This is a genomic window from Enterobacter sp. ECC_219_Taxon_10 (genome assembly GCF_058354905.1).
The window spans coordinates 1,386,296-1,411,541 of sequence record NZ_CM178005.1 but is presented as its reverse complement, the minus strand read 5'-3'; the positions used below and the strand labels follow the sequence as shown (position 1 = coordinate 1,411,541).

22 protein-coding genes and 7 tRNA genes are annotated in these 25,246 nt (G+C 55.5%); 27 read left to right on the top strand and 2 right to left on the bottom strand.

Annotated features, from left to right (window positions below; genetic code table 11):
* Window positions 1-8: 8 nt before the first annotated feature.
* From nagC to AC4ICF_RS06690, 10 genes are all read left to right on the top strand, one after another.
* On the top strand, window positions 9-1,229 hold the full coding sequence (gene nagC, locus AC4ICF_RS06735; RefSeq protein ID WP_028012354.1) for a DNA-binding transcriptional regulator NagC: 1,221 nt from the start codon (window positions 9-11) through the stop codon (window positions 1,227-1,229).
* A 45-nt stretch (window positions 1,230-1,274) separates the two neighbouring features.
* Complete coding sequence (gene nagD, locus AC4ICF_RS06730; RefSeq protein WP_116343890.1) at window positions 1,275-2,027, top strand: ribonucleotide monophosphatase NagD; 753 nt, start codon at window positions 1,275-1,277, stop codon at window positions 2,025-2,027.
* 248 nt (window positions 2,028-2,275) lie between these two features.
* A complete protein-coding gene (gene asnB, locus AC4ICF_RS06725; RefSeq protein ID WP_316380491.1) occupies window positions 2,276-3,940 on the top strand; it encodes an asparagine synthase B in 1,665 nt (554 codons plus the stop codon).
* A 227-nt stretch (window positions 3,941-4,167) separates the two neighbouring features.
* Window positions 4,168-4,244: transfer RNA gene (locus tag AC4ICF_RS06720), tRNA-Met, on the top strand.
* An 8-nt stretch (window positions 4,245-4,252) separates the two neighbouring features.
* Window positions 4,253-4,337: transfer RNA gene (locus tag AC4ICF_RS06715), tRNA-Leu, on the top strand.
* 23 nt (window positions 4,338-4,360) lie between these two features.
* Window positions 4,361-4,435: transfer RNA gene (locus AC4ICF_RS06710), tRNA-Gln, on the top strand.
* Window positions 4,436-4,467: 32 nt separating this feature from the next.
* A tRNA-Gln gene (locus tag AC4ICF_RS06705) sits at window positions 4,468-4,542 on the top strand.
* Window positions 4,543-4,559: 17 nt separating this feature from the next.
* Window positions 4,560-4,636, top strand: a tRNA-Met gene (locus tag AC4ICF_RS06700).
* A 39-nt stretch (window positions 4,637-4,675) separates the two neighbouring features.
* Window positions 4,676-4,750, top strand: a tRNA-Gln gene (locus tag AC4ICF_RS06695).
* A 36-nt stretch (window positions 4,751-4,786) separates the two neighbouring features.
* A tRNA-Gln gene (locus AC4ICF_RS06690) sits at window positions 4,787-4,861 on the top strand.
* Window positions 4,862-4,969: 108 nt separating this feature from the next.
* Here AC4ICF_RS06690 and ubiF read toward each other — a convergent pair.
* Window positions 4,970-6,145: a 3-demethoxyubiquinol 3-hydroxylase gene (gene ubiF, locus AC4ICF_RS06685; protein WP_316380492.1), complete on the bottom strand. Its 1,176-nt coding sequence runs from the start codon at window positions 6,143-6,145 to the stop codon at window positions 4,970-4,972.
* 135 nt (window positions 6,146-6,280) lie between these two features.
* On the opposite strand from ubiF, the gene miaB reads away from it, so the two are divergent.
* The 10 genes from miaB to rihA all read left to right on the top strand — a co-directional run bounded on the left by miaB (window position 6,281) and on the right by rihA (window position 16,558).
* Complete coding sequence (miaB, locus tag AC4ICF_RS06680; RefSeq protein WP_116341175.1) at window positions 6,281-7,705, top strand: tRNA (N6-isopentenyl adenosine(37)-C2)-methylthiotransferase MiaB; 1,425 nt, start codon at window positions 6,281-6,283, stop codon at window positions 7,703-7,705.
* A 163-nt stretch (window positions 7,706-7,868) separates the two neighbouring features.
* On the top strand, window positions 7,869-8,915 hold the full coding sequence (locus AC4ICF_RS06675; RefSeq protein ID WP_028012349.1) for a PhoH family protein: 1,047 nt from the start codon (window positions 7,869-7,871) through the stop codon (window positions 8,913-8,915).
* Window positions 8,912-9,379 (top strand): rRNA maturation RNase YbeY, encoded by a 468-nt coding sequence (gene ybeY / locus AC4ICF_RS06670; RefSeq protein ID WP_003858677.1) that lies wholly within the window; start codon window positions 8,912-8,914, stop codon window positions 9,377-9,379. Before AC4ICF_RS06675 ends, ybeY begins: the two co-directional genes overlap by 4 nt.
* A gap of 84 nt (window positions 9,380-9,463) precedes the next feature.
* On the top strand, window positions 9,464-10,342 hold the full coding sequence (gene corC, locus AC4ICF_RS06665; protein WP_021242574.1) for a CNNM family magnesium/cobalt transport protein CorC: 879 nt from the start codon (window positions 9,464-9,466) through the stop codon (window positions 10,340-10,342).
* Window positions 10,343-10,347: 5 nt separating this feature from the next.
* Window positions 10,348-11,886 (top strand): apolipoprotein N-acyltransferase, encoded by a 1,539-nt coding sequence (gene lnt / locus AC4ICF_RS06660; RefSeq protein WP_316380493.1) that lies wholly within the window; start codon window positions 10,348-10,350, stop codon window positions 11,884-11,886.
* A gap of 409 nt (window positions 11,887-12,295) precedes the next feature.
* Window positions 12,296-13,201 carry an amino acid ABC transporter substrate-binding protein gene (locus AC4ICF_RS06655; RefSeq protein ID WP_014831086.1) on the top strand — a complete coding sequence of 302 codons (906 nt, stop codon included), beginning with the start codon at window positions 12,296-12,298 and terminating at the stop codon, window positions 13,199-13,201.
* 155 nt (window positions 13,202-13,356) lie between these two features.
* The gene (locus AC4ICF_RS06650; RefSeq protein WP_028012347.1) at window positions 13,357-14,097 is read left to right on the top strand and encodes an amino acid ABC transporter permease; all 741 of its coding nucleotides are present in this window, start codon (window positions 13,357-13,359) and stop codon (window positions 14,095-14,097) included.
* Window positions 14,097-14,771, top strand: a complete 675-nt coding sequence (gltK, locus tag AC4ICF_RS06645; RefSeq protein ID WP_013097580.1) for a glutamate/aspartate ABC transporter permease GltK — start codon at window positions 14,097-14,099, stop codon at window positions 14,769-14,771. The genes AC4ICF_RS06650 and gltK overlap by 1 nt, the downstream gene beginning before the upstream one ends.
* Window positions 14,771-15,496 (top strand): amino acid ABC transporter ATP-binding protein, encoded by a 726-nt coding sequence (locus AC4ICF_RS06640; protein WP_014883001.1) that lies wholly within the window; start codon window positions 14,771-14,773, stop codon window positions 15,494-15,496. The genes gltK and AC4ICF_RS06640 overlap by 1 nt, the downstream gene beginning before the upstream one ends.
* A 120-nt stretch (window positions 15,497-15,616) precedes the next feature.
* Window positions 15,617-16,558: a pyrimidine-specific ribonucleoside hydrolase RihA gene (gene rihA, locus AC4ICF_RS06635; protein ID WP_316380494.1), complete on the top strand. Its 942-nt coding sequence runs from the start codon at window positions 15,617-15,619 to the stop codon at window positions 16,556-16,558.
* A gap of 146 nt (window positions 16,559-16,704) precedes the next feature.
* On the opposite strand, the gene AC4ICF_RS06630 is transcribed toward rihA, so the two are convergent.
* A complete protein-coding gene (locus AC4ICF_RS06630) occupies window positions 16,705-17,187 on the bottom strand; it encodes a zinc ribbon-containing protein (RefSeq protein WP_316380510.1) in 483 nt (160 codons plus the stop codon).
* A gap of 216 nt (window positions 17,188-17,403) precedes the next feature.
* On the opposite strand from AC4ICF_RS06630, the gene leuS reads away from it, so the two are divergent.
* The 7 genes from leuS to mrdA all read left to right on the top strand — a co-directional run bounded on the left by leuS (window position 17,404) and on the right by mrdA (window position 25,246).
* A complete protein-coding gene (leuS, locus tag AC4ICF_RS06625; protein ID WP_116341181.1) occupies window positions 17,404-19,986 on the top strand; it encodes a leucine--tRNA ligase in 2,583 nt (860 codons plus the stop codon).
* A gap of 14 nt (window positions 19,987-20,000) precedes the next feature.
* Window positions 20,001-20,570 carry an LPS assembly lipoprotein LptE gene (lptE, locus tag AC4ICF_RS06620; protein WP_232935945.1) on the top strand — a complete coding sequence of 190 codons (570 nt, stop codon included), beginning with the start codon at window positions 20,001-20,003 and terminating at the stop codon, window positions 20,568-20,570.
* Entirely contained in the window at window positions 20,570-21,601 is a 1,032-nt protein-coding gene (holA, locus tag AC4ICF_RS06615) for a DNA polymerase III subunit delta (protein WP_316380511.1), read from the top strand. The genes lptE and holA overlap by 1 nt, the downstream gene beginning before the upstream one ends.
* Window positions 21,594-22,259, top strand: coding sequence for a nicotinate-nucleotide adenylyltransferase (nadD, locus tag AC4ICF_RS06610; RefSeq protein WP_316380495.1), 666 nt, complete (start codon window positions 21,594-21,596; stop codon window positions 22,257-22,259). The genes holA and nadD overlap by 8 nt, the downstream gene beginning before the upstream one ends.
* 268 nt (window positions 22,260-22,527) lie before the next feature.
* On the top strand, window positions 22,528-22,845 hold the full coding sequence (gene rsfS, locus AC4ICF_RS06605; RefSeq protein WP_003858696.1) for a ribosome silencing factor: 318 nt from the start codon (window positions 22,528-22,530) through the stop codon (window positions 22,843-22,845).
* Between the two features lie 3 nt (window positions 22,846-22,848).
* Window positions 22,849-23,316, top strand: coding sequence for a 23S rRNA (pseudouridine(1915)-N(3))-methyltransferase RlmH (gene rlmH / locus AC4ICF_RS06600; RefSeq protein ID WP_003858701.1), 468 nt, complete (start codon window positions 22,849-22,851; stop codon window positions 23,314-23,316).
* 28 nt (window positions 23,317-23,344) lie between these two features.
* Window positions 23,345-25,246: a peptidoglycan DD-transpeptidase MrdA gene (gene mrdA / locus AC4ICF_RS06595; protein ID WP_163330468.1), complete on the top strand. Its 1,902-nt coding sequence runs from the start codon at window positions 23,345-23,347 to the stop codon at window positions 25,244-25,246.

Genomic DNA, 25,246 nt, shown 5'->3' with positions numbered 1-25,246 from the left:
GTAAAAGTATGACACCTGGCGGACAAGCTCAAATCGGTAATGTCGATCTCGTTAAACAACTTAACAGTGCGGCGGTTTATCGCCTGATTGACCAACATGGTCCAATCTCGCGGATCCAGATAGCCGAACAAAGCCAGCTTGCTCCCGCCAGCGTGACAAAAATCACCCGCCAGCTCATTGAGCGCGGTTTGATCAAAGAAGTCGATCAGCAGGCCTCCACCGGGGGCCGCCGCGCCATCTCCATTATTACCGAAACCCGCAACTTTCAGGCCATTGGCGTCCGGCTTGGTCGTCATGACACCACGCTCACGCTCTACGATCTGAGCAGCAAAGCCATTGCCGAAGAGCACTACCCGCTGCCCGAACGCACCCAGGAGACGCTGGAACACGCGCTGCTGAATACCATCGCGCACTTTATAGAAAGCTGTCAGCGCAAGATCCGCGAACTCATCGCCATCTCCGTCATTTTGCCGGGCCTCGTCGACCCGGAAAGCGGTGTAATCCGTTACATGCCGCATATTCAGGTTGAGAACTGGGCGCTGGTCGACGCGCTGGAGAAACGCTTTAAGGTGACCTGCTTTGTCGGCCATGATATTCGATCTTTAGCGCTGGCTGAGCACTACTTTGGTGCGAGTCAGGACTGCGAAGACTCTATTCTGGTGCGCGTACACCGCGGTACGGGCGCTGGCATTATCTCCAATGGCCGTATATTTATTGGTCGCAACGGTAACGTTGGCGAGATCGGCCACATTCAGGTTGAGCCACTCGGCGAACGCTGCCACTGCGGCAACTTCGGCTGCCTTGAAACCATTGCCGCCAACACGGCCATCGAGCAGCGCGTTCGCCACCTGCTTGAGCAGGGTTATCAAAGTCGCGTCACGCTGGACGATTGCAAGATAGGCACCATCTGCAAAGCCGCCAATAAAGGCGACGCCCTGGCCTGTGAGGTGATCGAGCAGGTAGGTCGCCATCTGGGGAAAACCATCGCTATCGCCATTAACCTGTTTAACCCACAGAAAGTGGTGATCGCCGGAGAGATTGTTGAAGCGGAAAAGGTGCTGCTGCCCGCCATCGAAGGCTGTATTAACACCCAGGCGCTGAAAGCATTCCGCCAGAATCTTCCGGTGGTTCGTTCGAAGCTTGACCATCGCTCGGCGATTGGCGCATTTGCGCTGGTCAAGCGCGCCATGCTCAACGGGATCCTGCTCCAGCATTTGCTGGAATCCTGATCGGACCTTATAGTAACGCCTTCTTTTTTTGATGTCGGAATGTCCATGACCATTAAGAATGTAATTTGTGATATCGACGGCGTGCTGATGCACGACAACGTTGCCGTGCCGGGTGCTGCGGAGTTTCTGCACCGCATCATCGACAAAGGAATGCCACTGGTTCTGCTCACGAACTACCCTTCCCAAACCGGTCAGGATCTGGCGAACCGTTTTGCCACCGCAGGCGTCGACGTGCCGGACAGCGTGTTTTATACCTCGGCAATGGCCACGGCGGATTTTCTGAAGCGTCAGGAAGGGAAAAAAGCTTACGTAGTGGGTGAAGGCGCGCTGATCCACGAACTGTATAAAGCAGGCTTTACCATTACCGATGTGAACCCGGACTTTGTGATTGTCGGCGAAACACGCTCCTTTAACTGGGAGATGATGCATAAAGCTGCCTACTTTGTCGCCAGCGGCGCACGCTTTATCGCCACCAACCCGGACACGCACGGGCGTGGTTTTTATCCTGCCTGCGGCGCGCTGTGCGCCGGTATCGAAAAAATCTCCGGTCGTCAGCCGTTTGTGGTCGGAAAACCGAGCCCGTGGATCATTCGTGCCGCGCTGAACAAAATGCAGGCCCACTCTGAAGAAACGGTCATCGTCGGCGACAATCTGCGCACCGATATCCTGGCCGGTTTCCAGGCGGGTCTGGAAACTATCTTAGTGCTTTCCGGCGTCTCGCAGATTGATGACATTGACTCAATGCCGTTCAGGCCAAGCTGGATTTACCCCTCCGTCGACGAAATCGACATTATCTGATACTGAACCACGCCTCAGGGCGTGGTTTTTCATTTTCAGCCATACAAACAAAACCCTATCTAACAAAAAGCGTATTTTATTGCATAATCATCAATAAAAGGATGAGTGACGTACTCTTTTTTCACTATTCCACAATCACTATTGCACTATTTCCGTTTTAGCCCGTAAAACCCTTGCGCCCCTTCCCCCTTTGCGGCATTTTCATAAGCAAGCAACATCACAATGCAACAGGGTTAACGGAGAAGGTTATGTGTTCAATTTTTGGCGTACTGGATATTAAAACTGACGCGGGCGAACTGCGTAAAAAGGCACTCGAACTGTCCCGCCTGATGCGCCATCGCGGACCGGACTGGTCAGGCGTATACGCCAGCGATAAAGCGATTCTGGCTCACGAACGTCTGTCTATTGTTGACGTCAACGCCGGTGCACAGCCGCTGTATAACGAGAAAAAAACGCACGCGCTGGCTGTCAACGGTGAAATCTATAACCATCAGGCGCTGCGCACCGAGTACGGCGACCGCTACGCGTTCCAGACAGGGTCTGACTGTGAAGTGATCCTGGCGCTGTATCAGGAGAAAGGTCCCGAGTTTCTCGACGATCTGCAGGGCATGTTTGCCTTCGCCCTGTACGACAGCGAAAAAGACGCCTGGCTGATTGGCCGCGACCACATCGGCATTATCCCCCTGTACATGGGCCACGATGAACACGGCAACTTCTATGTCGCGTCCGAAATGAAAGCCCTGGTTCCGGTCTGCCGCACTATTAAAGAGTTCCCGGCTGGCAGCTATCTGTGGAGTAAAGACGGTGAAATCCGTCCGTACTATCAGCGCGACTGGTTCGATTATGACGCGGTTAAAGACAACGTGACGGATAAAGCCGAGCTGCGTCAGGCGCTGGAAGATTCCGTGAAAAGCCACCTGATGTCAGACGTGCCTTACGGCGTACTGCTTTCCGGCGGTCTGGACTCCTCCGTGATCTCCGCGATTACCAAGAAATTCGCTGCTCGTCGCGTGGAAGATCAGGAGCGCTCCGAAGCCTGGTGGCCGCAGCTGCACTCCTTCGCCGTGGGTCTGGAAGGGGCACCTGACCTGAAAGCCGCGCAGGAAGTGGCAAACCATCTCGGCACCGTGCACCATGAAATTCACTTCACTGTGCAGGAAGGTCTGGATGCAATCCGCGATGTGATCTATCACATTGAGACCTATGACGTGACCACCATTCGCGCCTCCACACCGATGTACCTGATGTCGCGTAAGATCAAAGCGATGGGCATCAAGATGGTGCTCTCCGGTGAAGGTTCTGATGAAGTGTTTGGCGGCTATCTGTACTTCCACAAAGCGCCAAACGCCAAAGAGCTGCATGAAGAGACCGTGCGTAAGCTGCAGGCGCTGCACATGTTCGACTGTGCGCGAGCCAACAAAGCGATGTCGGCCTGGGGTGTGGAAGCGCGCGTGCCGTTCCTGGATAAAAAATTCCTCGACGTGGCGATGCGCATCAACCCAGAGGACAAGATGTGCGGCAACGGCAAGATGGAAAAACATATTCTGCGTGAATGCTTTGAATCCTACCTGCCGGCGAGCGTGGCCTGGCGTCAGAAAGAGCAGTTCTCTGATGGTGTTGGCTACAGCTGGATCGACACCCTGAAAGAGGTGGCGGCAAAACAGATTTCTGACCAGCAACTGGAAACCGCAAGCTTCCGCTTCCCGTACAACACGCCGGGCTCGAAAGAGGCGTACCTGTACCGTGAGATCTTTGAAGAGCTGTTCCCGGTTCCGAGCGCTGCCGAATGTGTTCCTGGCGGTCCGTCCGTGGCCTGTTCATCCGCAAAAGCCATTGAATGGGATGAATCTTTCAAGGCGATGAACGATCCATCAGGACGCGCAGTTGGCGTTCACCAGTCCGCCTATAAATAATCACAACGATTTCAAACAGGCTCCTCAGGGGCCTGTTTTTTTTGCCTCACCTTTCACCACCGAAAACCGATTAATAACCAATAATTGCCGAATATTCGGCCACGCTGTTCGCAACCTAACCAAACAGTCACATTCCGGCTATTTTCGTTGAAAAAGGTGTTGACGCTGCAAGGGTCTATACGCATAATGCGCCCCGCAACGCCGATAAGGTAACGCGAAAAAAAGATGGCTACGTAGCTCAGTTGGTTAGAGCACATCACTCATAATGATGGGGTCACAGGTTCGAATCCCGTCGTAGCCACCATCTTTTTTGCGGGAGTGGCGAAATTGGTAGACGCACCAGATTTAGGTTCTGGCGCCGCAAGGTGTGCGAGTTCAAGTCTCGCCTCCCGCACCATTCCCGGGTAAGCGTTGCACGGATGGGGTATCGCCAAGCGGTAAGGCACCGGTTTTTGATACCGGCATTCCCTGGTTCGAATCCAGGTACCCCAGCCATATTTCTTCGATTTTGCGGTTCTCCGCGGTATTGGGGTATCGCCAAGCGGTAAGGCACCGGTTTTTGATACCGGCATTCCCTGGTTCGAATCCAGGTACCCCAGCCATCGAAGACTGCAGTACTGGCTACGTAGCTCAGTTGGTTAGAGCACATCACTCATAATGATGGGGTCACAGGTTCGAATCCCGTCGTAGCCACCAAATTAAGATTATCGATTTGTTTCGGTAATAAAAAATTGTTGGGGTATCGCCAAGCGGTAAGGCACCGGATTCTGATTCCGGCATTCCGAGGTTCGAATCCTCGTACCCCAGCCAATTTAAAAAGTCGTTAAGCCGTATGTTTAACGCAATTGGGGTGTCGCCAAGCGGTAAGGCTCTGGTTTCTGATACCAGCATTCCGGGGTTCGAATCCCTGCACCCCAGCCACTCAAAACAAATAAGCCCGCTCTGCGGGCTTATTTGTTTTTGTTGCTCAGAATTGTGCGGCCTGATGCCCTCACCCTGGCCCTCTCCCACTGGGAGAGGGAATAATGATTAGAGTCCTAAGGCGTATTTCAGCGCCTGACGCTTCAGACCACCGGCACGCTCTGCTGCCATCAATCCGATGTTACGCAGAATGCGCACCGGAGCTACGTCATTGCTGAACCCGGCATAGAACAGATCCATCCCCGACTGCATGATGAAGTTATCCGCCATACGGCGCGTCTGGTAGCGCTTGAGTACCTGATGGCTGGCCCATGCCTCCGCATGACCGCGCGCATTGCTTAAAACATCCAGCAAGGCGTCGACGTCACGGTATCCAAGGTTGACTCCCTGCCCCGCCAGCGGGTGAATGGTGTGTGCCGCATCGCCCACCAGCGCCAGCCCTTCACGGGCATACTGTAACGCGTGGCGCCGCGTGAGCGGAAATGCCCCTGCGGCGACCGGCGTCACGTTGCCCAAACGGCTCGGGAAGTGAAGCAAGATCTCGCGCTGCAGCTGCTCCATCGACAGCCCCTGCAGCTGGCGAATGCGCGCCGGCTTGTCGTACCAGACCAACGACGCCCAGTTATCATACAGCGGTAAAAACGCGTGCGGACCGTTCGGAGTAAAGTGCTGCCAGGTGCTTTCGCCCGGCGCATTTTCGCACTGAACGGTAATCAGCATACAGGACTGCTGGTACTGCCAGGCATGAACGCCGATGCCCGCCATCTCCCTGACCTGCGAGTTAGCGCCATCGGCCCCGACAACCAGCTTCACTGCCAGCTCATCGCCGCTGTCGAGGATCAGTAGATAGCCACTCTCGTGAGGATGCAGAGCCTTAAGTGACGCAGGCATACGCAGCGTCACCTTCGGATGTGCCTCCAGCGCCTGCCAGAGCGCCAGCTGGAGCACGTTGTTTTCCACCATATAGCCCAGGCGCGGCAACTTCAGCTCAGCGGCGTCAAACGACACGTGAGCATTTTCCCACTCCCAGGTTTCAAGGCGGCTGTAAGGATGCGCACGCATCGCCAGCACCGCCTCCCAGACGCTCAGGCCGCGCAGCAGATCGACGGACGACGCGCTGATGGCGGAAATGCGCACGTCCGGTTTGCTGGCGGGATCGAATGCCGGCGGTGCCGACTGCTCAATTACCGTTACCTCAAATCCCTGCTGCGCCAGCCCCAGCGCCAGCGCGCCGCCGACCATACCGCCGCCGACAACGGCAACTTCGGTGTGTTGGAGTGTCATGGTCATTTTTCCTTCTTGGAGAATCCCTTAAGTTTACCGGATTTTTGCGGTCATGAGACACATAACCGTCACACTGGTCACAACCCCACCAAAGCATTACAATACGCGGCTTGCAATCCTGAGCTGAGCAAGTCGATGACTAAAAAACTCCATATAAAAACCTGGGGCTGTCAGATGAACGAATACGATTCATCCAAGATGGCCGATCTGCTGGATACCACCCACGGATACCAGCTGACTGAAAATGCGAAAGAAGCCGATGTGCTGCTGCTGAACACCTGTTCAATTCGTGAAAAAGCACAGGAAAAAGTCTTTCATGTGTTAGGCCGCTGGAAGCTTCTGAAACGGAAAAATCCGGACCTGATCATCGGCGTGGGTGGCTGCGTCGCGTCGCAGGAAGGTAAGCTGATCCGCCAGAGAGCCCCGTATGTGGATATCGTCTTTGGCCCTCAGACCCTGCACCGCCTGCCTGAGATGATCAATCAGGTTCGCGGTAACCGCAGCCCGGTTGTTGACGTCAGCTTCCCGGAGATCGAAAAATTCGACCGCCTGCCAGAGCCGCGCGCCGATGGCCCGACCGCTTTTGTCTCCATCATGGAAGGCTGCAACAAATACTGTACCTACTGCGTGGTGCCTTACACCCGTGGTGAAGAGGTCAGCCGCCCGGCAGATGACATTCTGTTTGAAATCGCGCAGCTTGCCGCGCAGGGCGTCCGTGAAGTGAACCTGCTGGGCCAGAACGTTAACGCCTGGCGTGGGGAAAACTACGACGGCACCATCGGCAGCTTTGCCGAACTGCTGCGCCTGGTGGCCGCGATTGACGGTATCGACCGAATTCGCTTTACCACCAGCCATCCGATGGAGTTTACCGACGACATCATTGACGTATATCGCGATACGCCAGAGCTGGTGAGCTTCCTGCACCTGCCGATTCAGTGCGGCTCTGACCGCGTTCTGAACCTGATGGGCCGCCCGCATACGGTGCTGGAGTACAAATCCACCATCCGCAAGCTGCGTGAAGCGCGTCCGGATATCCAGATCAGCTCCGACTTCATCGTTGGCTTCCCTGGCGAAACCGCTGATGACTTCGAGCGCACCATGAAGCTCATCGGTGAAGTAAACTTTGACGTCAGCTACAGCTTCATCTTCTCAGCGCGTCCTGGAACACCCGCGGCCGACATGGTTGACGATGTGCCGGAAGAAGAGAAAAAGCAGCGTCTGTATATTCTGCAGGAGCGCATCAATCAGCAGGCCAACGCCTGGAGCCGCCGTATGCTCGGCACCGTCCAGCGCATTCTGGTGGAAGGCACCTCCCGCAAGAGCATTATGGAGCTGTCCGGTCGTACCGAAAACAACCGCGTAGTGAACTTTGAAGGCACCCCGGATATGATCGGTAAATTCGTGGACGTCGAGATTGTCGAGGTGCTGACCAACTCGCTGCGCGCGAAGGTGGTACGCACCGAGGACGAAATGGGCCTGCGTATCGCAGAGTCACCGGAATCCGTGATCTCGCGTACCCGCAAAGAAAACGATTCTGGCGTTGGGATTTACCAGCCTTAATCCTTCAGGCCTGCCGCTTTGGCAGGCCTTGTATTTCCTCTCATCGCCCCCAATATCTTCCGCAACGCTTGCGCCTTTATTCTGTGGCGTGAATAATTTCGGTAATGACCGTTTTATTGCGCCGTGTGGCAGCGGGTCAGTTAACCAATCAAAGAGGAACAGTTTGAACATAGATACGCGTGAAATTAGCCTTGAGCCCGCAGACAACGCTCGCCTGCTGAGCCTGTGCGGGCCGTTTGATGACAACATCAAACAACTGGAACGACGTCTGGGTATCGAAATCAATCGTCGCGATAACCATTTCAAACTCACCGGACGCCCTATCTGCGTCAACGCGGCTGCGGATATTCTGCGCAGCCTGTATGTCGATACCGCCCCAATGCGCGGCGAGATTCAGGACATCGAACCGGAACAAATTCACCTCGCCATTAAAGAGGCGCGAGTGCTTGAGCAAAGCGCGGAAAGCGTGCCGGACTACGGCAAGGCGATCAACATTAAGACCAAGCGTGGCGTCATCAAGCCGCGCACGCCAAACCAGGCGCAGTACATCGCTAATATTCTTGACCATGACATCACCTTCGGCGTGGGTCCGGCGGGTACGGGTAAAACCTATCTGGCGGTTGCCGCGGCGGTCGATGCACTGGAACGCCAGGAGATCCGTCGCATCCTGCTGACCCGCCCTGCCGTGGAAGCGGGTGAAAAACTGGGCTTCCTGCCTGGCGATCTGAGCCAGAAGGTCGACCCGTACCTGCGCCCGCTGTATGACGCGCTGTTCGAAATGCTCGGCTTTGAGAAGGTTGAGAAGCTGATTGAGCGTAACGTTATCGAAGTGGCTCCGCTCGCCTACATGCGCGGTCGTACGCTGAACGATGCGTTCATCATTCTTGATGAAAGCCAGAACACCACCATCGAACAGATGAAGATGTTCCTGACGCGTATTGGTTTTAACTCGAAAGCGGTCATTACCGGTGACGTCACCCAGATCGACCTGCCTCGCAGCACCAAGTCCGGCCTGCGCCACGCCATTGAGGTGCTGTCAGAGGTAGACGAAATCAGCTTTAACTTCTTCCACAGTGAAGACGTGGTACGCCACCCGGTGGTCGCGCGCATCGTTAACGCCTATGAAGCCTGGGAAGAGGCGGATCAAAAACGCAGGGCCGAACAGGCCGCGGAACGTAAGCGCGAAGCGCAGGAGCAAGAACAGAAATGAGTCAGGTGATCCTCGATTTACAGCTGGCCTGTGAAGACAATTCTGGCATGCCAGAAGAGGCACAGTTTCAGAAATGGCTGGATGCCGTTATTCCTCAGTTTCAGGAAGAATCAGAAGTCACGATTCGCCTGGTGGATGAAGCGGAAAGCCACGAGCTTAACCTGACCTATCGCGGGAAAGATAAGCCGACCAACGTGCTCTCTTTCCCGTTCGAAGCGCCGCCGGGCATCGAGATGCCACTGCTTGGTGATTTGATCATCTGCCGTCAGGTAGTGGAACAGGAAGCCAAAGAGCAGCAGAAACCGCTGGAAGCCCACTGGGCGCATATGGTGGTACACGGCAGCCTGCACCTGTTGGGCTACGATCATATTGAAGATGACGAAGCGGAAGAGATGGAGTCCCTTGAGACAGAGATAATGCTTGCTCTGGGCTATGAGGATCCGTACATTGCCGAGAAAGAATAGTCAGTTACTGACTACCATGCCGCCGCGCAGGGACATAGCGCGGTGGTTAACGTTGAACTAATAAGAGAACCCTTAACAAACGCCATGAGCGACGACAATTCACACAGTAGCGACACGACAACCAGTAAAAAGGGATTTTTCTCCCTCATTCTGAACCAGCTTTTCCACGGCGAGCCGAAAAACCGTGATGAACTGCTGGAGCTGATTCGTGATTCCGGGCAGAACGACCTTATCGACGAAGATACGCGCGAAATGCTCGAAGGGGTTATGGACATCGCTGACCAGCGCGTCCGCGACATCATGATCCCCCGCTCGCAGATGATCACCCTGAAACGTAACCAGACCCTGGACGAGTGCCTCGATGTGATCATCGAATCCGCCCACTCGCGTTTCCCGGTCATCAGCGAAGATAAAGATCACATCGAAGGGATTTTGATGGCGAAAGATCTGCTGCCGTTTATGCGCAGCGATGCCGAAGCCTTCAGCATGGAAAAAGTGTTACGCCAGGCCGTGGTTGTGCCGGAAAGTAAACGTGTGGATCGGATGCTGAAAGAGTTTCGCTCTCAGCGTTACCACATGGCGATTGTTATTGATGAATTCGGCGGCGTCTCAGGTCTTGTCACGATCGAGGATATTCTTGAACTGATCGTGGGTGAAATCGAAGACGAGTACGACGAAGAAGAGGATATCGACTTCCGTCAGCTCAGCCGCCACACTTGGACCGTGCGCGCGCTGGCCTCGATTGAAGACTTTAACGACGCCTTTGGTACTCACTTCAGCGATGAAGAGGTCGATACCATTGGCGGACTGGTGATGCAGGCCTTTGGCCATCTTCCGGCGCGCGGTGAGACCGTTGACATCGACGGTTACCAGTTCAAAGTAGCAATGGCCGACAGCCGACGTATTATACAGGTTCACGTCAGAACGCCGGACGATTCACCGGTGCCAAAACTGGAAGATTAATGTAAATGGCATTTGCCCCATTGCTTGAACGCCAGCGCGTCCGTTTGCTGCTGGCGCTGTTGCTCGGAGCCAGCGGTACGCTGGCTTTTTCTCCTTACGATATCTGGCCCGCGGCCATTCTCTCCCTGATGGGACTTCAGGGCCTGACCCTGAACCGTCGTCCGGTACAGGCCGCCGCCATTGGCTACTTCTGGGGGCTGGGGCTGTTTGGTTCCGGCATTAACTGGGTCTACGTCAGTATCGCCCAGTTTGGCGGGATGCCGGGCCCGGTTAACGTCTTCCTGGTCGTACTGCTCGCTGCTTATCTCTCGCTGTACACCGGTCTGTTCGCCGGTATCCTTTCTCGCCTGTGGCCTAAAACCACCTGGCTGCGCGTCGCCATTGCCGCGCCGGTAGTCTGGCAGATTACCGAGTTCCTGCGTGGCTGGGTGCTGACCGGTTTCCCGTGGCTACAGTTCGGCTACAGCCAAATTGACGGCCCGCTGAAAGGTCTGGCGCCGGTAATGGGCGTTGAAGCCATTAACTTCCTGCTGATGGTGGTGAGCGGCCTGCTGGTCCTGGCGCTGGTCCAGCGCTGCTGGAAACCGCTGGCTGTGGCGCTGGTGCTGTTCGCCCTGCCCTTCCCGCTGCGCTATATCCAGTGGTTCACGCCTGAGCCTGAGCGCACCATGCAGGTTTCCATGGTGCAGGGGAATATCCCGCAGTCCATGAAGTGGGACGAAAAAGAGCTGCTGAACACCCTGAAGATCTACGCCAACGCCACCGAAGAGGTGATGGGTAAATCGCAGCTGATTATCTGGCCAGAGTCTGCCATTCCCGATCTGGAAATCAACCAGCAGCCGTTCCTGAACATGATGAACGACCTGCTGGTAGCGCGCGGCAGCACGCTGATTACCGGCATTGTCGATGCGCGGCTGAATCAGCAGAACCGCTACGACACCTACAACACTATCATTACGCTTGGGAAAGATAGCGAGTACAGCTATCACTCTACTGACCGGTACAACAAGAACCACCTGGTGCCGTTTGGTGAATTTGTCCCGCTGGAGTCGATTTTGCGCCCGCTGGCACCGTTCTTTGACCTGCCGATGTCCTCCTTCAGCCGCGGCCCGTACGTTCAGCCCCAGCTGCATGCGCACGGTCTGGCTCTTACGGCGGCCATCTGCTACGAAATCATCCTCGGCGAGCAGGTGCGGGATAACTTCCGTCCGGATACCGACTATCTGCTGACCATCTCCAACGATGCCTGGTTTGGTAAATCTATCGGCCCGTGGCAGCACTTCCAGATGGCGCGCATGCGTTCCCTGGAGCTGGCGCGTCCGCTGCTGCGCAGCACCAACAACGGCATCACCGCCGTGATTGGTCCGCAGGGTGAAATCCAGGCCATGATCCCGCAGTTTACCCGTGAGGTGCTGACCACTAACGTCACGCCAACCACGGGACTTACGCCGTACGCCCGCACCGGCAACTGGCCGCTGTGGATTTTGACCGCGCTGTTCGGCTTTGGCGCCGTGCTGATGAGCCTGCGTCAGCGTCGTAAGTAATCTCACCCCTCACCCTAGCCCTCTCCCCATAGGGGAGAGGGAACTGTTCTCTGCACATTTTCACTATCCAGCTCCGCCTTTTCCCCTCTCCCTTCCAGGGTGAGGGTGGAATTCAAATCTGGCACGCCTATTGCTTTATTTATTCACGCAAACGCAGTTTGGCTTAACGTGTAACCTTGTCGCACCAGCGTAGATCATCGGTAGCACCGAAACGGTGCAACGGGAGATTATTGCCTCTGAATGGTGCGGCGCGCTTCGCAAAAATAAACAATAACGCAGCAAAATCTTTACATTAAGCCAGACTAAATGTTAACAAGCTTGCATAACACTGCACTCGCATCGCGCGAGATATAACAACATCACAATGGGTATCAATGCGTCACTGGCGCTGATAAGAAAGGAGTTGGGTATGCAATTACGTAAACTGGCCACAGCAATGCTGGTTATGGGAATGTCCGCAGGCGTGGTTCACGCTGAAGACGCTCCGGCAGCAGGCAGCACTCTCGACAAGATTGCCAAAAACGGCGTCATCGTGGTCGGCCACCGTGAATCTTCCGTCCCGTTCTCTTACTACGACAACACGCAAAAAGTCGTGGGCTATTCACAGGATTACTCCAACGCCATCGTTGAAGCTGTGAAGAAAAAGCTGAACAAACCTGATCTGCAGGTGAAGCTGATCCCAATCACTTCACAGAACCGTATTCCACTGCTGCAAAACGGCACCTTTGACTTCGAGTGTGGCTCTACCACCAACAACCTCGAACGCCAGAAGCAGGCGGCCTTCTCTGACACCATCTTTGTCGTGGGTACCCGTCTGCTGACCAAAAAAGGCGGAGCGATCAAAGATTTTGCTGACCTGAAAGGCAAAGCGGTCGTTGTGACCTCCGGTACCACTTCTGAAGTCCTGCTGCACAAGCTGAACGACGAGAAGAAAATGGACATGCGCATCATCAGCGCGAAAGACCATGGCGACTCTTTCCGTACCCTGGAAAGCGGCCGTGCCGTCGCGTTTATGATGGATGACGCCCTGCTGGCGGGCGAACGTGCGAAGGCGAAGAAACCAGACAACTGGGATATCGTCGGTACCGCGCAGTCCAAAGAAGCCTACGGCTGTATGCTGCGTAAAGACGATCCGCAGTTCAAAAAGCTGATCGATGACACCATCGCTCAGGTTCAGACCTCCGGCGAAGCGGAAAAATGGTTCGACAAGTGGTTCAAGAACCCGATTCCACCAAAAAACCTGAACATGAATTTTGAACTCTCTGACGACATGAAAGCGCTGTTCAAATCTCCAAATGACAAGGCTCTTAACTAATTAGAACAACAGGGGCGGGATCTCCTGCCCTCTCGATTGTCGGGAAGCATGGACAGACTATACGTTGAGTGGTCGTTCCCCACTCAGCGCGAAAAATGAGCTTCTCACCAATCTTCGAGGGTAGCGCTGCTACCCTCTTTTTTCTGGAGTTTATTATGTCAATAGACTGGAACTGGGGCATATTCCTGCAACAAGCCCCGTTCGGCAACACCACCTATCTTGGCTGGCTGTGGAGCGGCTTTCAGGTTACCGTGGCATTATCGATAACGGCGTGGATCATCGCGTTTCTTGTCGGTTCGCTGTTCGGTATTCTGCGCACCGTCCCTAACCGTTTCCTTTCAACCATTGGCACACTGTATGTGGAACTGTTCCGTAACGTTCCGCTCATCGTGCAGTTCTTCACCTGGTATCTGGTCATCCCGGAACTGCTGCCGGAAAATATTGGCATGTGGTTCAAGTCGGAACTGGATCCGAATGTGCAGTTCTTTGTCTCCTCCATGATGTGTCTGGGGCTGTTTACCGCTGCGCGCGTTTGCGAGCAGGTGCGTGCCGCCATTCAGTCATTGCCGCGCGGACAAAAAAATGCGGGCCTGGCCATGGGCCTGACCCTGCCACAAACCTACCGCTATGTGCTGCTGCCTAACGCCTACCGCGTTATCGTTCCACCGATGACCTCTGAGATGATGAACCTGGTGAAAAACTCGGCCATCGCCTCAACCATCGGCCTGGTGGATATGGCTGCACAGGCGGGCAAGCTGCTGGATTACTCCGCTCACGCGTGGGAATCCTTCACCGCGATCACGCTCGCCTATGTTCTGATTAACGCTTTCATCATGCTGGTGATGAACCTGGTTGAACGCAAAGTACGCCTGCCGGGCAATCTGGGGGGCAAATAATGTACGAATTTGACTGGAGTTCTATTGTTCCATCCATGCCCTACCTGCTCGATGGTCTGGTAATTACCTTAAAGATCACCGCGATCGCCATCATCGTGGGTATCGTCTGGGGCACCCTGCTGGCCGTCATGCGACTGTCGAGCTTTAAGCCGCTCGCCTGGTTTGCGACCGCCTACGTTAACGTGTTCCGCTCTATTCCGCTGGTGATGGTGCTGCTGTGGTTTTATCTGATCGTCCCCGGCTTCTTACAGAACGTGCTGGGGCTGTCGCCGAAAACTGATATCCGCCTGATCTCCGCTATGGTGGCGTTCTCAATGTTTGAGGCCGCTTATTATTCAGAGATTATCCGCGCGGGTATCCAGAGTATCTCCCGCGGGCAGTCCAGCGCCGCGCTGGCACTGGGAATGACGCACTGGCAGTCCATGCAGCTCATCATTCTGCCGCAGGCGTTTCGCGCCATGGTTCCGCTCCTGCTGACCCAGGGTATCGTGCTGTTCCAGGATACCTCTCTGGTTTATGTTCTGAGCCTGGCGGACTTTTTCCGTACCGCGTCGACCATCGGTGAACGTGATGGTACGCAGGTCGAGATGGTGCTCTTCGCGGGTGCGGTCTATTTTGTGATTAGTTTAAGCGCGTCGCTGTTGGTCAGCTGGCTGAAGAAAAGGACGGTATAATGATTTCCCTGAAAAATGTTTCTAAATGGTATGGGCACTTTCAGGTGCTGACCGACTGCTCCACCGAAGTCAAAAAAGGCGACGTGGTGGTGGTGTGCGGGCCGTCCGGTTCCGGTAAGTCCACGCTGATCAAAACGGTTAATGGTCTGGAGCCTGTGCAGCAGGGCGAAATTGTTGTGAACGGCACCAAAGTGAACGATAAGAAAACCAACCTCGCCCAGCTTCGCTCTCACGTTGGCATGGTGTTCCAGCATTTTGAGCTGTTCCCTCACCTCTCCATTATTGAGAACCTGACGCTGGCGCAGGTAAAAGTGCTTAAGCGTGATAAAAAAGCGTCGCGAGAGAAAGGGCTGAAGCTCCTGGAGCGTGTGGGGCTTTCTGCGCATGCCGATAAGTTCCCGGCGCAGCTTTCCGGCGGCCAGCAGCAGCGTGTGGCGATCGCGCGCGCGCTGTGTATGGATCCGGTGGCCATGCTGTTCGATGAGCCCACGTCGGCGCTCGATCCTGAAATGATCAACGAAGTGCTGGACGTGATGGTCGAGCTTGCGCACGAAGGGATGACCATGATGGTGGTGACGCACGAAATGGGCTTCGCCCGTAAAGTGGCCAACCGCGTGATCTTTATGGACGAAGGGAAAATTGTCGAAGACTCACCGAAAGAAGAGTTCTTCGCCAACCCGAAATCCGAACGCGCCAAAGATTTCCTCGCGAAAATCCTGCACTAATCTTCTCGGTGCGCAATCTGCGGATTGCGCACTGCTTCACGCTTTCACTCAGTTCCTCTCGTCGGCGTCACATTGCAGCGTTAACCTTGTCACAAAATAACGCTACGTATGGAGAACGCTATGGCACAGCCAATTATTCTCGATTGCGATCCGGGTCATGATGACGCGATCGCGCTCGTCCTTGCACTTGCCTCCCCTGAACTCGATGTAAAAGCGGTCACCTCGTCCGCTGGAAACCAAACGCCTGATAAAACCCTGCGCAACGTGCTGCGCATGCTGACGCTGCTCAAACGCACCGATATTCCTGTCGCCGGCGGGGCCGTGAAGCCGCTGATGCGCGAGCTGATCATTGCCGACAACGTTCATGGGGAAAGCGGCCTGGACGGTCCGGTACTGCCGGAGCCGGGCTTTGCGCCGCAAAACTGCACCGCCGTGGAGCTGATGGCGAAGGTGCTGCGCGAAAGCGCGGATCCCGTGACGCTGGTAGCCACCGGACCGCAAACCAACGTTGCGCTGCTGCTAAACAGCCACCCGGAACTGCACGGTAAAATCGCCCGTATTGTGATTATGGGCGGCGCGATGGGGCTGGGGAACTGGACGCCGGCTGCGGAGTTCAACATCTTTGTCGACCCGGAAGCTGCTGAGATTGTCTTCCAGTCCGGCCTACCGATTGTGATGGCTGGGCTGGACGTTACCCACCGCGCGCAGATTATGGCGGACGATATTGAGCGTTTCCGCTCCGTGGGTAATACGGTCGCGACAACCGTGGCCGAACTGCTCGACTTCTTTATGGAGTATCACAAAGCCGAAAAGTGGGGTTTCCACGGCGCGCCGCTGCACGACCCGTGTACCATTGCCTGGCTACTGAAGCCTGAGATGTTTACCACTGTGCACAGATGGGTTGGCGTCGAGACGCAGGGGAAATACACCCAGGGGATGACGGTGGTGGATTACTATTCGCTGACGGGGAATAAACCGAATACAACCCTGATGGTGGATATCGACCGGGGGGCGTTTGTGGATTTGCTGGCGGAGAGACTGGCTTACTATAGTGCGGCCTGATGCCCTCACCCCAACCCTCTCCCACGGGGAGAGGGAGCAAACACTAAAAACGGCAACAGGTTGCCGTTTTGCTTTTACCTTTTGCGGCCTGATGCCCTCACCCTGGCCCTCTCCCACCGGGAGAGGGAACAAACCTGCGCTTTTATCTAAGGCTCAAACGGGCGACGCTGGAACTGATCGTACCCACACTTCGGACACAGCGGCAACACATCCGGCGTATACACCGCAATATGGTGATGGCACTTCTCACACACCAGATTCCCCAGCCCCACGACTTCACCGCTCTGGTACACGCCGTGATGGTTTAAATCCTGGAATACTTCGCGCCACTCCAGTTGGGTTTTATCGGTAATATCCGCCAGCTCCTGCCACAGGCTCTCTTTGATCACCCGCATAAAGACGCTGTCCGTGACCTCTTCCTGGCTCTCTTCGTAGCTACGCGCAAACTCCTCAAGATCGCGGCGCACGGCGCGCGTCACCTCTTCCACTTCGGTTCGCGTTAACTCACCCGTTTGCGTCACCCGGGCACGCGCCTGTTCGACCAGCGCGTCAATATCGCGCTCACCGTTACGCAGCCGTTCCGTCAGTGTCGCCACCAGTTCGCGGTAAAATTGAGCAACCTTGTTCATCATTTTGCCTCCCGGGTAAGTAACTATTTCTAATAATAGACCTTATTTCACCGCCGCTTTGTCAGGTGAAGCACAGACCCGGTAAATTCCTGCAAAGTGCAATTGCGCGAAAGGCTGTTTTGACGCGGGCGTTTGGGCTATGCTATGCGGATCTGAATTACCACATCCATTGGCTACATTTTTGTAGCTGTATTGAACACAGGACCACTGGCTGCCATGCAAGAGCAATACCGCCCGGAAGAGATAGAATCAAAAGTCCAGCAACACTGGGACGAGAAGCGCACCTTTGAAGTAACCGAAGACGAGAGCAAAGAGAAGTATTACTGCCTGTCGATGCTTCCCTATCCTTCTGGTCGACTACACATGGGCCACGTGCGTAACTACACCATCGGTGATGTGATCGCTCGTTACCAGCGCATGCTGGGAAAAAACGTTCTGCAGCCAATCGGCTGGGATGCGTTCGGCCTGCCTGCAGAAGGCGCAGCGGTTAAAAACAATACCGCTCCGGCACCATGGACGTATGACAACATCGCGTACATGAAAAACCAGCTCAAAATGCTGGGCTTCGGTTATGACTGGAGCCGCGAGCTGGCGACCTGTACCCCGGAATACTACCGCTGGGAGCAGAAGTTCTTCACCGAGCTGTACAAAAAAGGCCTGGTATACAAGAAAACGTCTGCCGTTAACTGGTGCCCGAATGACCAAACCGTTCTGGCGAACGAGCAGGTTATTGACGGCTGCTGCTGGCGCTGCGACACCAAAGTTGAGCGTAAAGAGATCCCGCAGTGGTTTATCAAAATCACCGCTTACGCTGATGAGCTGCTGAACGATCTGGATACGCTGGACCACTGGCCTGACACCGTTAAGACCATGCAGCGCAACTGGATCGGCCGTTCTGAAGGCGTGGAAATTACCTTCAACGTTGAGAACTACGATCAGACCCTGACCGTCTACACCACCCGTCCGGACACCTTCATGGGCGCGACCTACCTGGCCGTGGCCGCAGGTCACCCGCTGGCGCAGAAAGCGGCAGAGAACAATCCGGAACTGGCTACCTTCATCGACGAGTGCCGCAACACGAAAGTGGCCGAAGCCGACATGGCGACGATGGAGAAAAAAGGCGTTGCGACGGGCTTCTATGCTAAGCACCCGCTTACTGGCGAAGCGATCCCGGTCTGGGCGGCAAACTTCGTGCTGATGGAGTACGGTACCGGTGCGGTAATGGCCGTTCCGGGTCACGATCAGCGCGACTACGAATTTGCCACCAAATACAACCTGCCGATTAAAGCCGTTATTCTGGCTGCCGATGGTTCTGAACCCGACCTGACCGAGCAAGCGCTGACCGAAAAAGGCACCCTGTTCAACTCCGGCGAATTCAGCGGTCTGAGCTTCGAAGAGGGCTTCAACGCCATCGCCGACAAGCTGGCCTCACTGGGCGTGGGCGAGCGTAAAGTGAACTTCCGTCTGCGCGACTGGGGCGTCTCCCGTCAGCGCTACTGGGGTGCGCCGATTCCAATGGTGACCCTGGAAGATGGCACCGTGATGCCAACGCCGGAAGATCAGCTGCCGGTGATCCTGCCGGAAGACGTGGTTATGGACGGCATCACCAGCCCGATCAAAGCCGATCCTGAGTGGGCAAAAACCACCGTCAACGGCCAGCCTGCGCTGCGTGAAACCGACACCTTTGACACCTTTATGGAGTCGTCATGGTACTACGCGCGCTATACCTGCCCGCAGTACAAAGAAGGTATGCTGGATTCTGACGCCGCCAACTACTGGCTGCCGGTAGACATCTACATTGGCGGCATCGAACACGCCATCATGCACCTGCTCTATTTCCGCTTCTTCCACAAGCTGATGCGCGATGCCGGCATGGTGAACTCTGACGAGCCCGCTAAACAACTGCTGTGCCAGGGCATGGTGCTGGCAGACGCCTTCTACTACGTTGGCGCGAACGGCGAGCGCAACTGGGTTTCTCCGGTTGATGCAATCGTTGAACGCGACGAGAAGGGCCGTATCGTTAAGGCGACAGACGCTGAAGGCCATGAACTGGTTTATACCGGCATGAGCAAGATGTCCAAGTCTAAGAACAACGGTATCGACCCGCAGGTGATGGTTGAGCGTTACGGCGCGGATACCGTGCGTCTGTTCATGATGTTTGCCTCTCCGGCTGATATGACGCTGGAGTGGCAGGAATCCGGCGTGGAAGGCGCGAACCGCTTCCTGAAACGCGTCTGGAAACTGGTGTACGAACACACCGCACAGGGTGATGCCCCGGCACTGAACGCCGCTGCGCTGAGCGAAGATCAGCAGGCGCTGCGTCGTGATGTTCATAAAACGATCGCGAAAGTGACCGATGATATCGGTCGTCGTCAGACCTTCAATACCGCAATTGCGGCTATTATGGAACTGATGAACAAGCTGGCGAAAGCCCCGCAGGACGGCGAGCAGGATCGTGCCATCATGCGTGAAGCGCTGCTGGCCGTCGTTCGCATGCTGAACCCGTTCACGCCGCACGTCAGCTTCACCCTGTGGCAGGAGCTGAAAGGTGAAGGCGATATCGACAACGCGCCGTGGCCGGTGGCTGACGAGGCAGCGATGGTGGAAAACACCACGCTGGTGGTGGTCCAGGTCAACGGCAAAGTCCGTGGTAAAATTACCGTGGCGGTTGATGCAACTGAAGATCAGGTTCGCGAGCGCGCGGGCCAGGAACCTCTGGTTGCGAAATATCTTGAGGGCGTTACCTTACGTAAAGCGATCTACGTACCGGGTAAACTGCTCAATCTGGTCGTTGGCTAAGCGCGGGAGGAAACGTGCGACAACTGGCAACAATACTCTTATCTCTGGCGGTGCTTGTCACCGCTGGCTGTGGCTGGCACCTGCGCAACACCACGGCGGTGCCACCTGAAATGAAAACGATGATTTTCGACTCATCAGATCCGAATGGCCCGCTCAGCCGGGCTATCCGTAATCAGCTGCGCCTGAATGACGTTGAGCTTATCGAGAAAGGTACGCTTCGTCAGGATGTACCGTCCCTGCGTGTTGTCGGAGGGGGACTGTCTAAAGACACCGCCTCTATTTTCCAGGATGGTCGTACCGCTGAGTATCAGATGGTGTTGACGGTCAACGCGGCTGTACTGATCCCTGGTAAAGACATCTATCCGATCAGCACGAAAGTGTATCGTTCGTTCTTTGATAACCCGCAAACCGCGCTGGCGAAAGATGCCGAAGAGCAGATTATTATCAACGAAATGTATGACAAGGCGGCGGAACAGCTGATCCGCAAACTGCCAGGTATTGCAGCGTCTAACCGGGAAGGTTCTGACATTATTGAAAAACCGGATGCCAGCACGCCTCCTGTTTCTACCTCTCTGGGTAAATGATGATCAGGCTGTATCCTGAACAACTCCGCGCGCAGCTCAATGAAGGGCTGCGCGCGGCGTATCTGCTGCTCGGAAACGATCCGTTGCTACTTCAGGAAAGCCTGGATGCCGTGCGGCATGCGGCCGCGGCTCAGGGCTTTGATGAACACCATACCGTTCAGGTGGATAACACCACCGACTGGAACGCCCTCTTCTCACTCTGTCAGGCGATGAGCCTTTTTGCATCGCGCCAGACAATCCAGATCCTGCTGCCGGAGAACGGCCCTAACGCGGCCATCAATGAGCAACTCGCCACCCTGGTGAGCCTGTTGCACAGCGATCTGCTGTTAATTGTGCGCGGCAGCAAGCTTACCAAAGCGCAGGAAAATGCGCCGTGGTTCACCCAGCTCGCGACCCACGCGGTACTGGTCACCTGCCAGACGCCTGAGCAGGCGCACCTGCCTAAATGGGTGGCGGCGAGAGCAAAGCAGAACAACCTTCAGCTGGACGATGCGGCGAACCAGCTGCTCTGCTACTGCTATGAAGGCAACCTGCTGGCTCTGGCACAGGCGCTGGACAGGCTTTCCCTGCTCTGGCCGGACGGCAAGCTGACCTTACCGCGCGTTGAGCAGGCCGTGAACGACGCAGCGCACTTTACGCCGTTCCACTGGGTGGATGCGCTGCTCTCGGCGAAAAGCAAACGCGCCCTGCATATTCTTCAGCAGCTGCGCCTGGAGGGCAGTGAACCCGTCATTCTGCTGCGCACGCTGCAGCGCGAACTGTTGCTGCTGATAACGCTCAAGCGCCAGTCGGCCCATACGCCGTTGCGCTCCCTGTTTGATAAACACCGGGTGTGGCAAAACCGGCGGGCAATGACCACCGAGGCCATCAACCGCCTGAGTCATGAACAGCTTCGCCAGGCAGTGCAGCTTCTGATGCGCGCCGAGCTCACCCTAAAACAAGATTACGGCCAGTCGGTGTGGGCAGAGCTGGAAAGCCTTTCCCTGCTGCTCTGCCACAAGGCGCTGGCTGACGTATTTATTGATGGATAGTATGCACTCTTTACAGGCCCTGTATGGCGGCACCTTTGACCCGGTACACTACGGGCATCTGAAGCCGGTAGAAATTCTGGCGAATCTGATCGGCCTGCAGCGCGTTACCATCATGCCCAATAATGTCCCTCCGCACCGCCCCCAGCCTGAAGCAACCAGCGAGCAGCGAAAAGAGATGCTCGCTCTGGCTATCGCGGATAAGCCGCTCTTCAGGCTGGACGAACGGGAATTGCGTCGTGACACCCCCTCGTGGACGTCGGAAACGCTGCAGGAGTGGCGAGCTGAGCAAGGGCCGAACCAGCCGCTCGCCTTTATTATCGGTCAGGACTCCCTGCTCAACTTTCCCACGTGGCACAAGTATGAAACCATTCTGGAGAACAGCCACCTGCTCGTCTGCCGCCGTCCGGGCTACCCGCTGACCATGCGAGAAGCGCAATATCAGCAGTGGCTTGAACACCATCTCACCGATAACGTTGAAGATCTTCACAACCAGCCCGCCGGAAAGATTTATCTGGCGGAGACGCCGTGGTTTGACATCTCAGCCACCCTTATTCGCGAACGTTTACAGCAGGGTTTAGCCTGTGACGATCTGCTGCCAGCCCCGGTGCTGGCGTATATTCATACGCACGGGTTGTATCAGAAAACCGCAGATAAATAGCCGGAAGGCATAAAAAGCAGCATATTGATTATCCTGCCTTGACAGGTTAAGCCATACTGTTATCCTCCGCTGCCAGACTTTCCCGCCGAACGTTGCTTTACAGAAATTGTTTTACAAAAATGGCGATGCAATCTCAGGCGGAGGGTGGGATGATACCCGCCTTCAAAAACCCGGACGGCGACATTTGTCCCGACAGGGGCGTCAGTTCAGGTATACTGTCTGGCCACGAATTCATAGTTGTACAATCTCATTCACCCAGGGGGAAAACTTGCAGGGTAAAGCACTCCAGGATTTTGTTATCGACAAAATTGATGACCTGAAAGGTCAGGACATCATCGCTATCGACGTTAAGGGTAAATCCAGTATTACCGACTGCATGATTATCTGCACCGGGACCTCTACGCGTCATGTTGTTTCGATTGCCGACCATGTGGTTCAGGAATCGCGTGCAGCAGGACTGTTACCGCTTGGCGTTGAAGGTGAAGCAACCGCTGACTGGGTGGTTGTTGACCTCGGCGATGTAATTGTCCACGTCATGCAGGAAGAGAGCCGTCGCCTGTATGAGCTGGAAAAACTCTGGGGTTAATGCGTGAAGTTGCAGCTGGTCGCCGTCGGCACCAAAATGCCGGACTGGGTACAAACCGGTTTTACTGAATATCTGCGTCGTTTTCCAAAAGACATGCCGTTCGAACTGGTGGAGATCCCCGCCGGGAAGCGCGGCAAGAACGCGGATATCAAACGTATTCTCGACAAAGAGGGTGAACTGATGCTGGCTGCCGCAGGCAAGAACCGCATCGTCACTCTCGATATTCCAGGTAAACCCTGGGATACGCCGCAGCTGGCGCATGAACTGGAGCGCTGGAAGCAGGATGGCCGCGACGTCAGTCTGTTGATTGGCGGGCCTGAAGGGTTATCCCCCGCCTGCAAAGCGGCAGCAGAACAAAGTTGGTCTCTCTCTGCGCTGACGCTGCCCCACCCGCTCGTTCGGGTCCTGGTGGCGGAAAGCTTGTATCGCGCGTGGAGCATTACTACCAACCACCCCTATCACCGCGAGTAATGACTGACCAGGGTAGATTAAGCAGCGGATGAAACTACAGAATTCTTTTCGCGACTATACGGCTGAGTCCGCGCTGTTTGTGCGCCGGGCGCTGGTCGCCTTTTTGGGGATTTTGCTGCTTACCGGCGTGCTGATCGCTAACCTTTATAATCTGCAAATTGTCCGCTTTACCGATTACCAGACGCGTTCAAACGAAAACCGCATTAAGCTGGTGCCTATCGCGCCCAGCCGCGGCATTATCTACGACCGTAACGGCACCCCGCTGGCGTTAAACCGCACCATCTATCAAGTCGAGATGATGCCGGAGAAGGTTGATAACGTGCAGAATACGCTGGAGGCGCTAAGAAGCGTTGTCGATCTTAACGATGATGATATCGCGGCCTTCAAAAAGGAGCGCGCCCGCTCGCACCGTTTCACCTCCATTCCGGTGAAAACCAATCTGACGGAAGTCCAGGTCGCCCGTTTTGCGGTGAACCAGTACCGCTTCCCCGGAGTGGAAGTGAAGGGTTACAAGCGTCGCTACTATCCTTACGGCTCCGCGCTGACGCATGTGATTGGCTACGTTTCCAAGATTAACGATAAAGACGTCGAGCGTCTTGATAAAGACGGCAAGCTGGCGAACTACGCCGCGACGCATGATATCGGCAAGCTGGGGATTGAACGCTACTACGAAGATGTCCTGCACGGGCAGACCGGCTATGAAGAAGTTGAGGTTAACAACCGTGGCCGCGTCATCCGCCAGCTTAAAGAAGTACCGCCTCAGGCGGGGCACGACGTCTATCTGACGCTAGATCTCAAACTGCAACAGTATATTGAAACCCTGCTGGCAGGCAGCCGTGCGGCCGTGGTGGTCACAGACCCGCGCACCGGCGGCATTCTGGCCATGGTTTCTATGCCAAGCTATGACCCGAACCTCTTTGTTGACGGCATATCCAGTAAAGACTACTCCGGCCTGCTGAATGACCCTAACACCCCGCTGGTGAACCGCGCTACGCAAGGCGTTTACCCGCCGGCATCAACGGTTAAACCTTACGTGGCAGTCTCAGCGCTGAGTGCGGGCGTTATCAACCGCAATACCAGCCTGTTTGACCCGGGCTGGTGGCAGCTCCCCGGCTCTGAAAAACGCTATCGCGACTGGAAAAAATGGGGTCACGGCCATCTGAACGTCACTAAATCGCTGGAAGAATCTGCGGATACTTTCTTCTATCAGGTGGCGTATGACATGGGCATTGACCGCCTGTCTGAGTGGATGAGCAAATTCGGCTACGGACACTACACCGGCGTGGATCTGGCAGAGGAACGGTCCGGCAACATGCCCACCCGCGAGTGGAAGCTGAAGCGTTTTAAGAAGCCGTGGTATCAGGGTGATACCATACCGGTGGGTATCGGCCAGGGCTACTGGACGGCTACACCGCTTCAGATGAACAAAGCGATGATGATCCTCATCAACGACGGCGTGGTTAAGGTCCCGCACCTGCTGCAAAGTACCGTTGAAGACGGCAAAAAAGTGCCGTGGGTGCAGCCCCATGAAGCGCCGGTGGGTGACATCCATTCCGGCTTCTGGGAAATAGCGAAAGACGGTATGTACGGTGTGGCAAACCGTCCAAACGGAACCGCGCACAAGTATTTCGCGGGTACGCCATATAAAGTAGCCGCGAAATCCGGTACGGCACAGGTCTTTGGCCTGAAAGCCAATGAAACCTATAACGCACACCGCATTGCCGAACGTCTGCGTGACCATAAGCTGATGACGGCGTTTGCCCCTTATGATAACCCGCAAGTAGCGGTGGCGATGATTCTGGAGAACGGCGGCGCTGGCCCGGCGGTAGGGACCATCATGCGCCAGATCCTGGACCACATTATGCTGGGTGATAACAACACCGAACTGCCGGCTGAAAACCCGGCCGCCGCTGCGGCGGAGGACCAATAA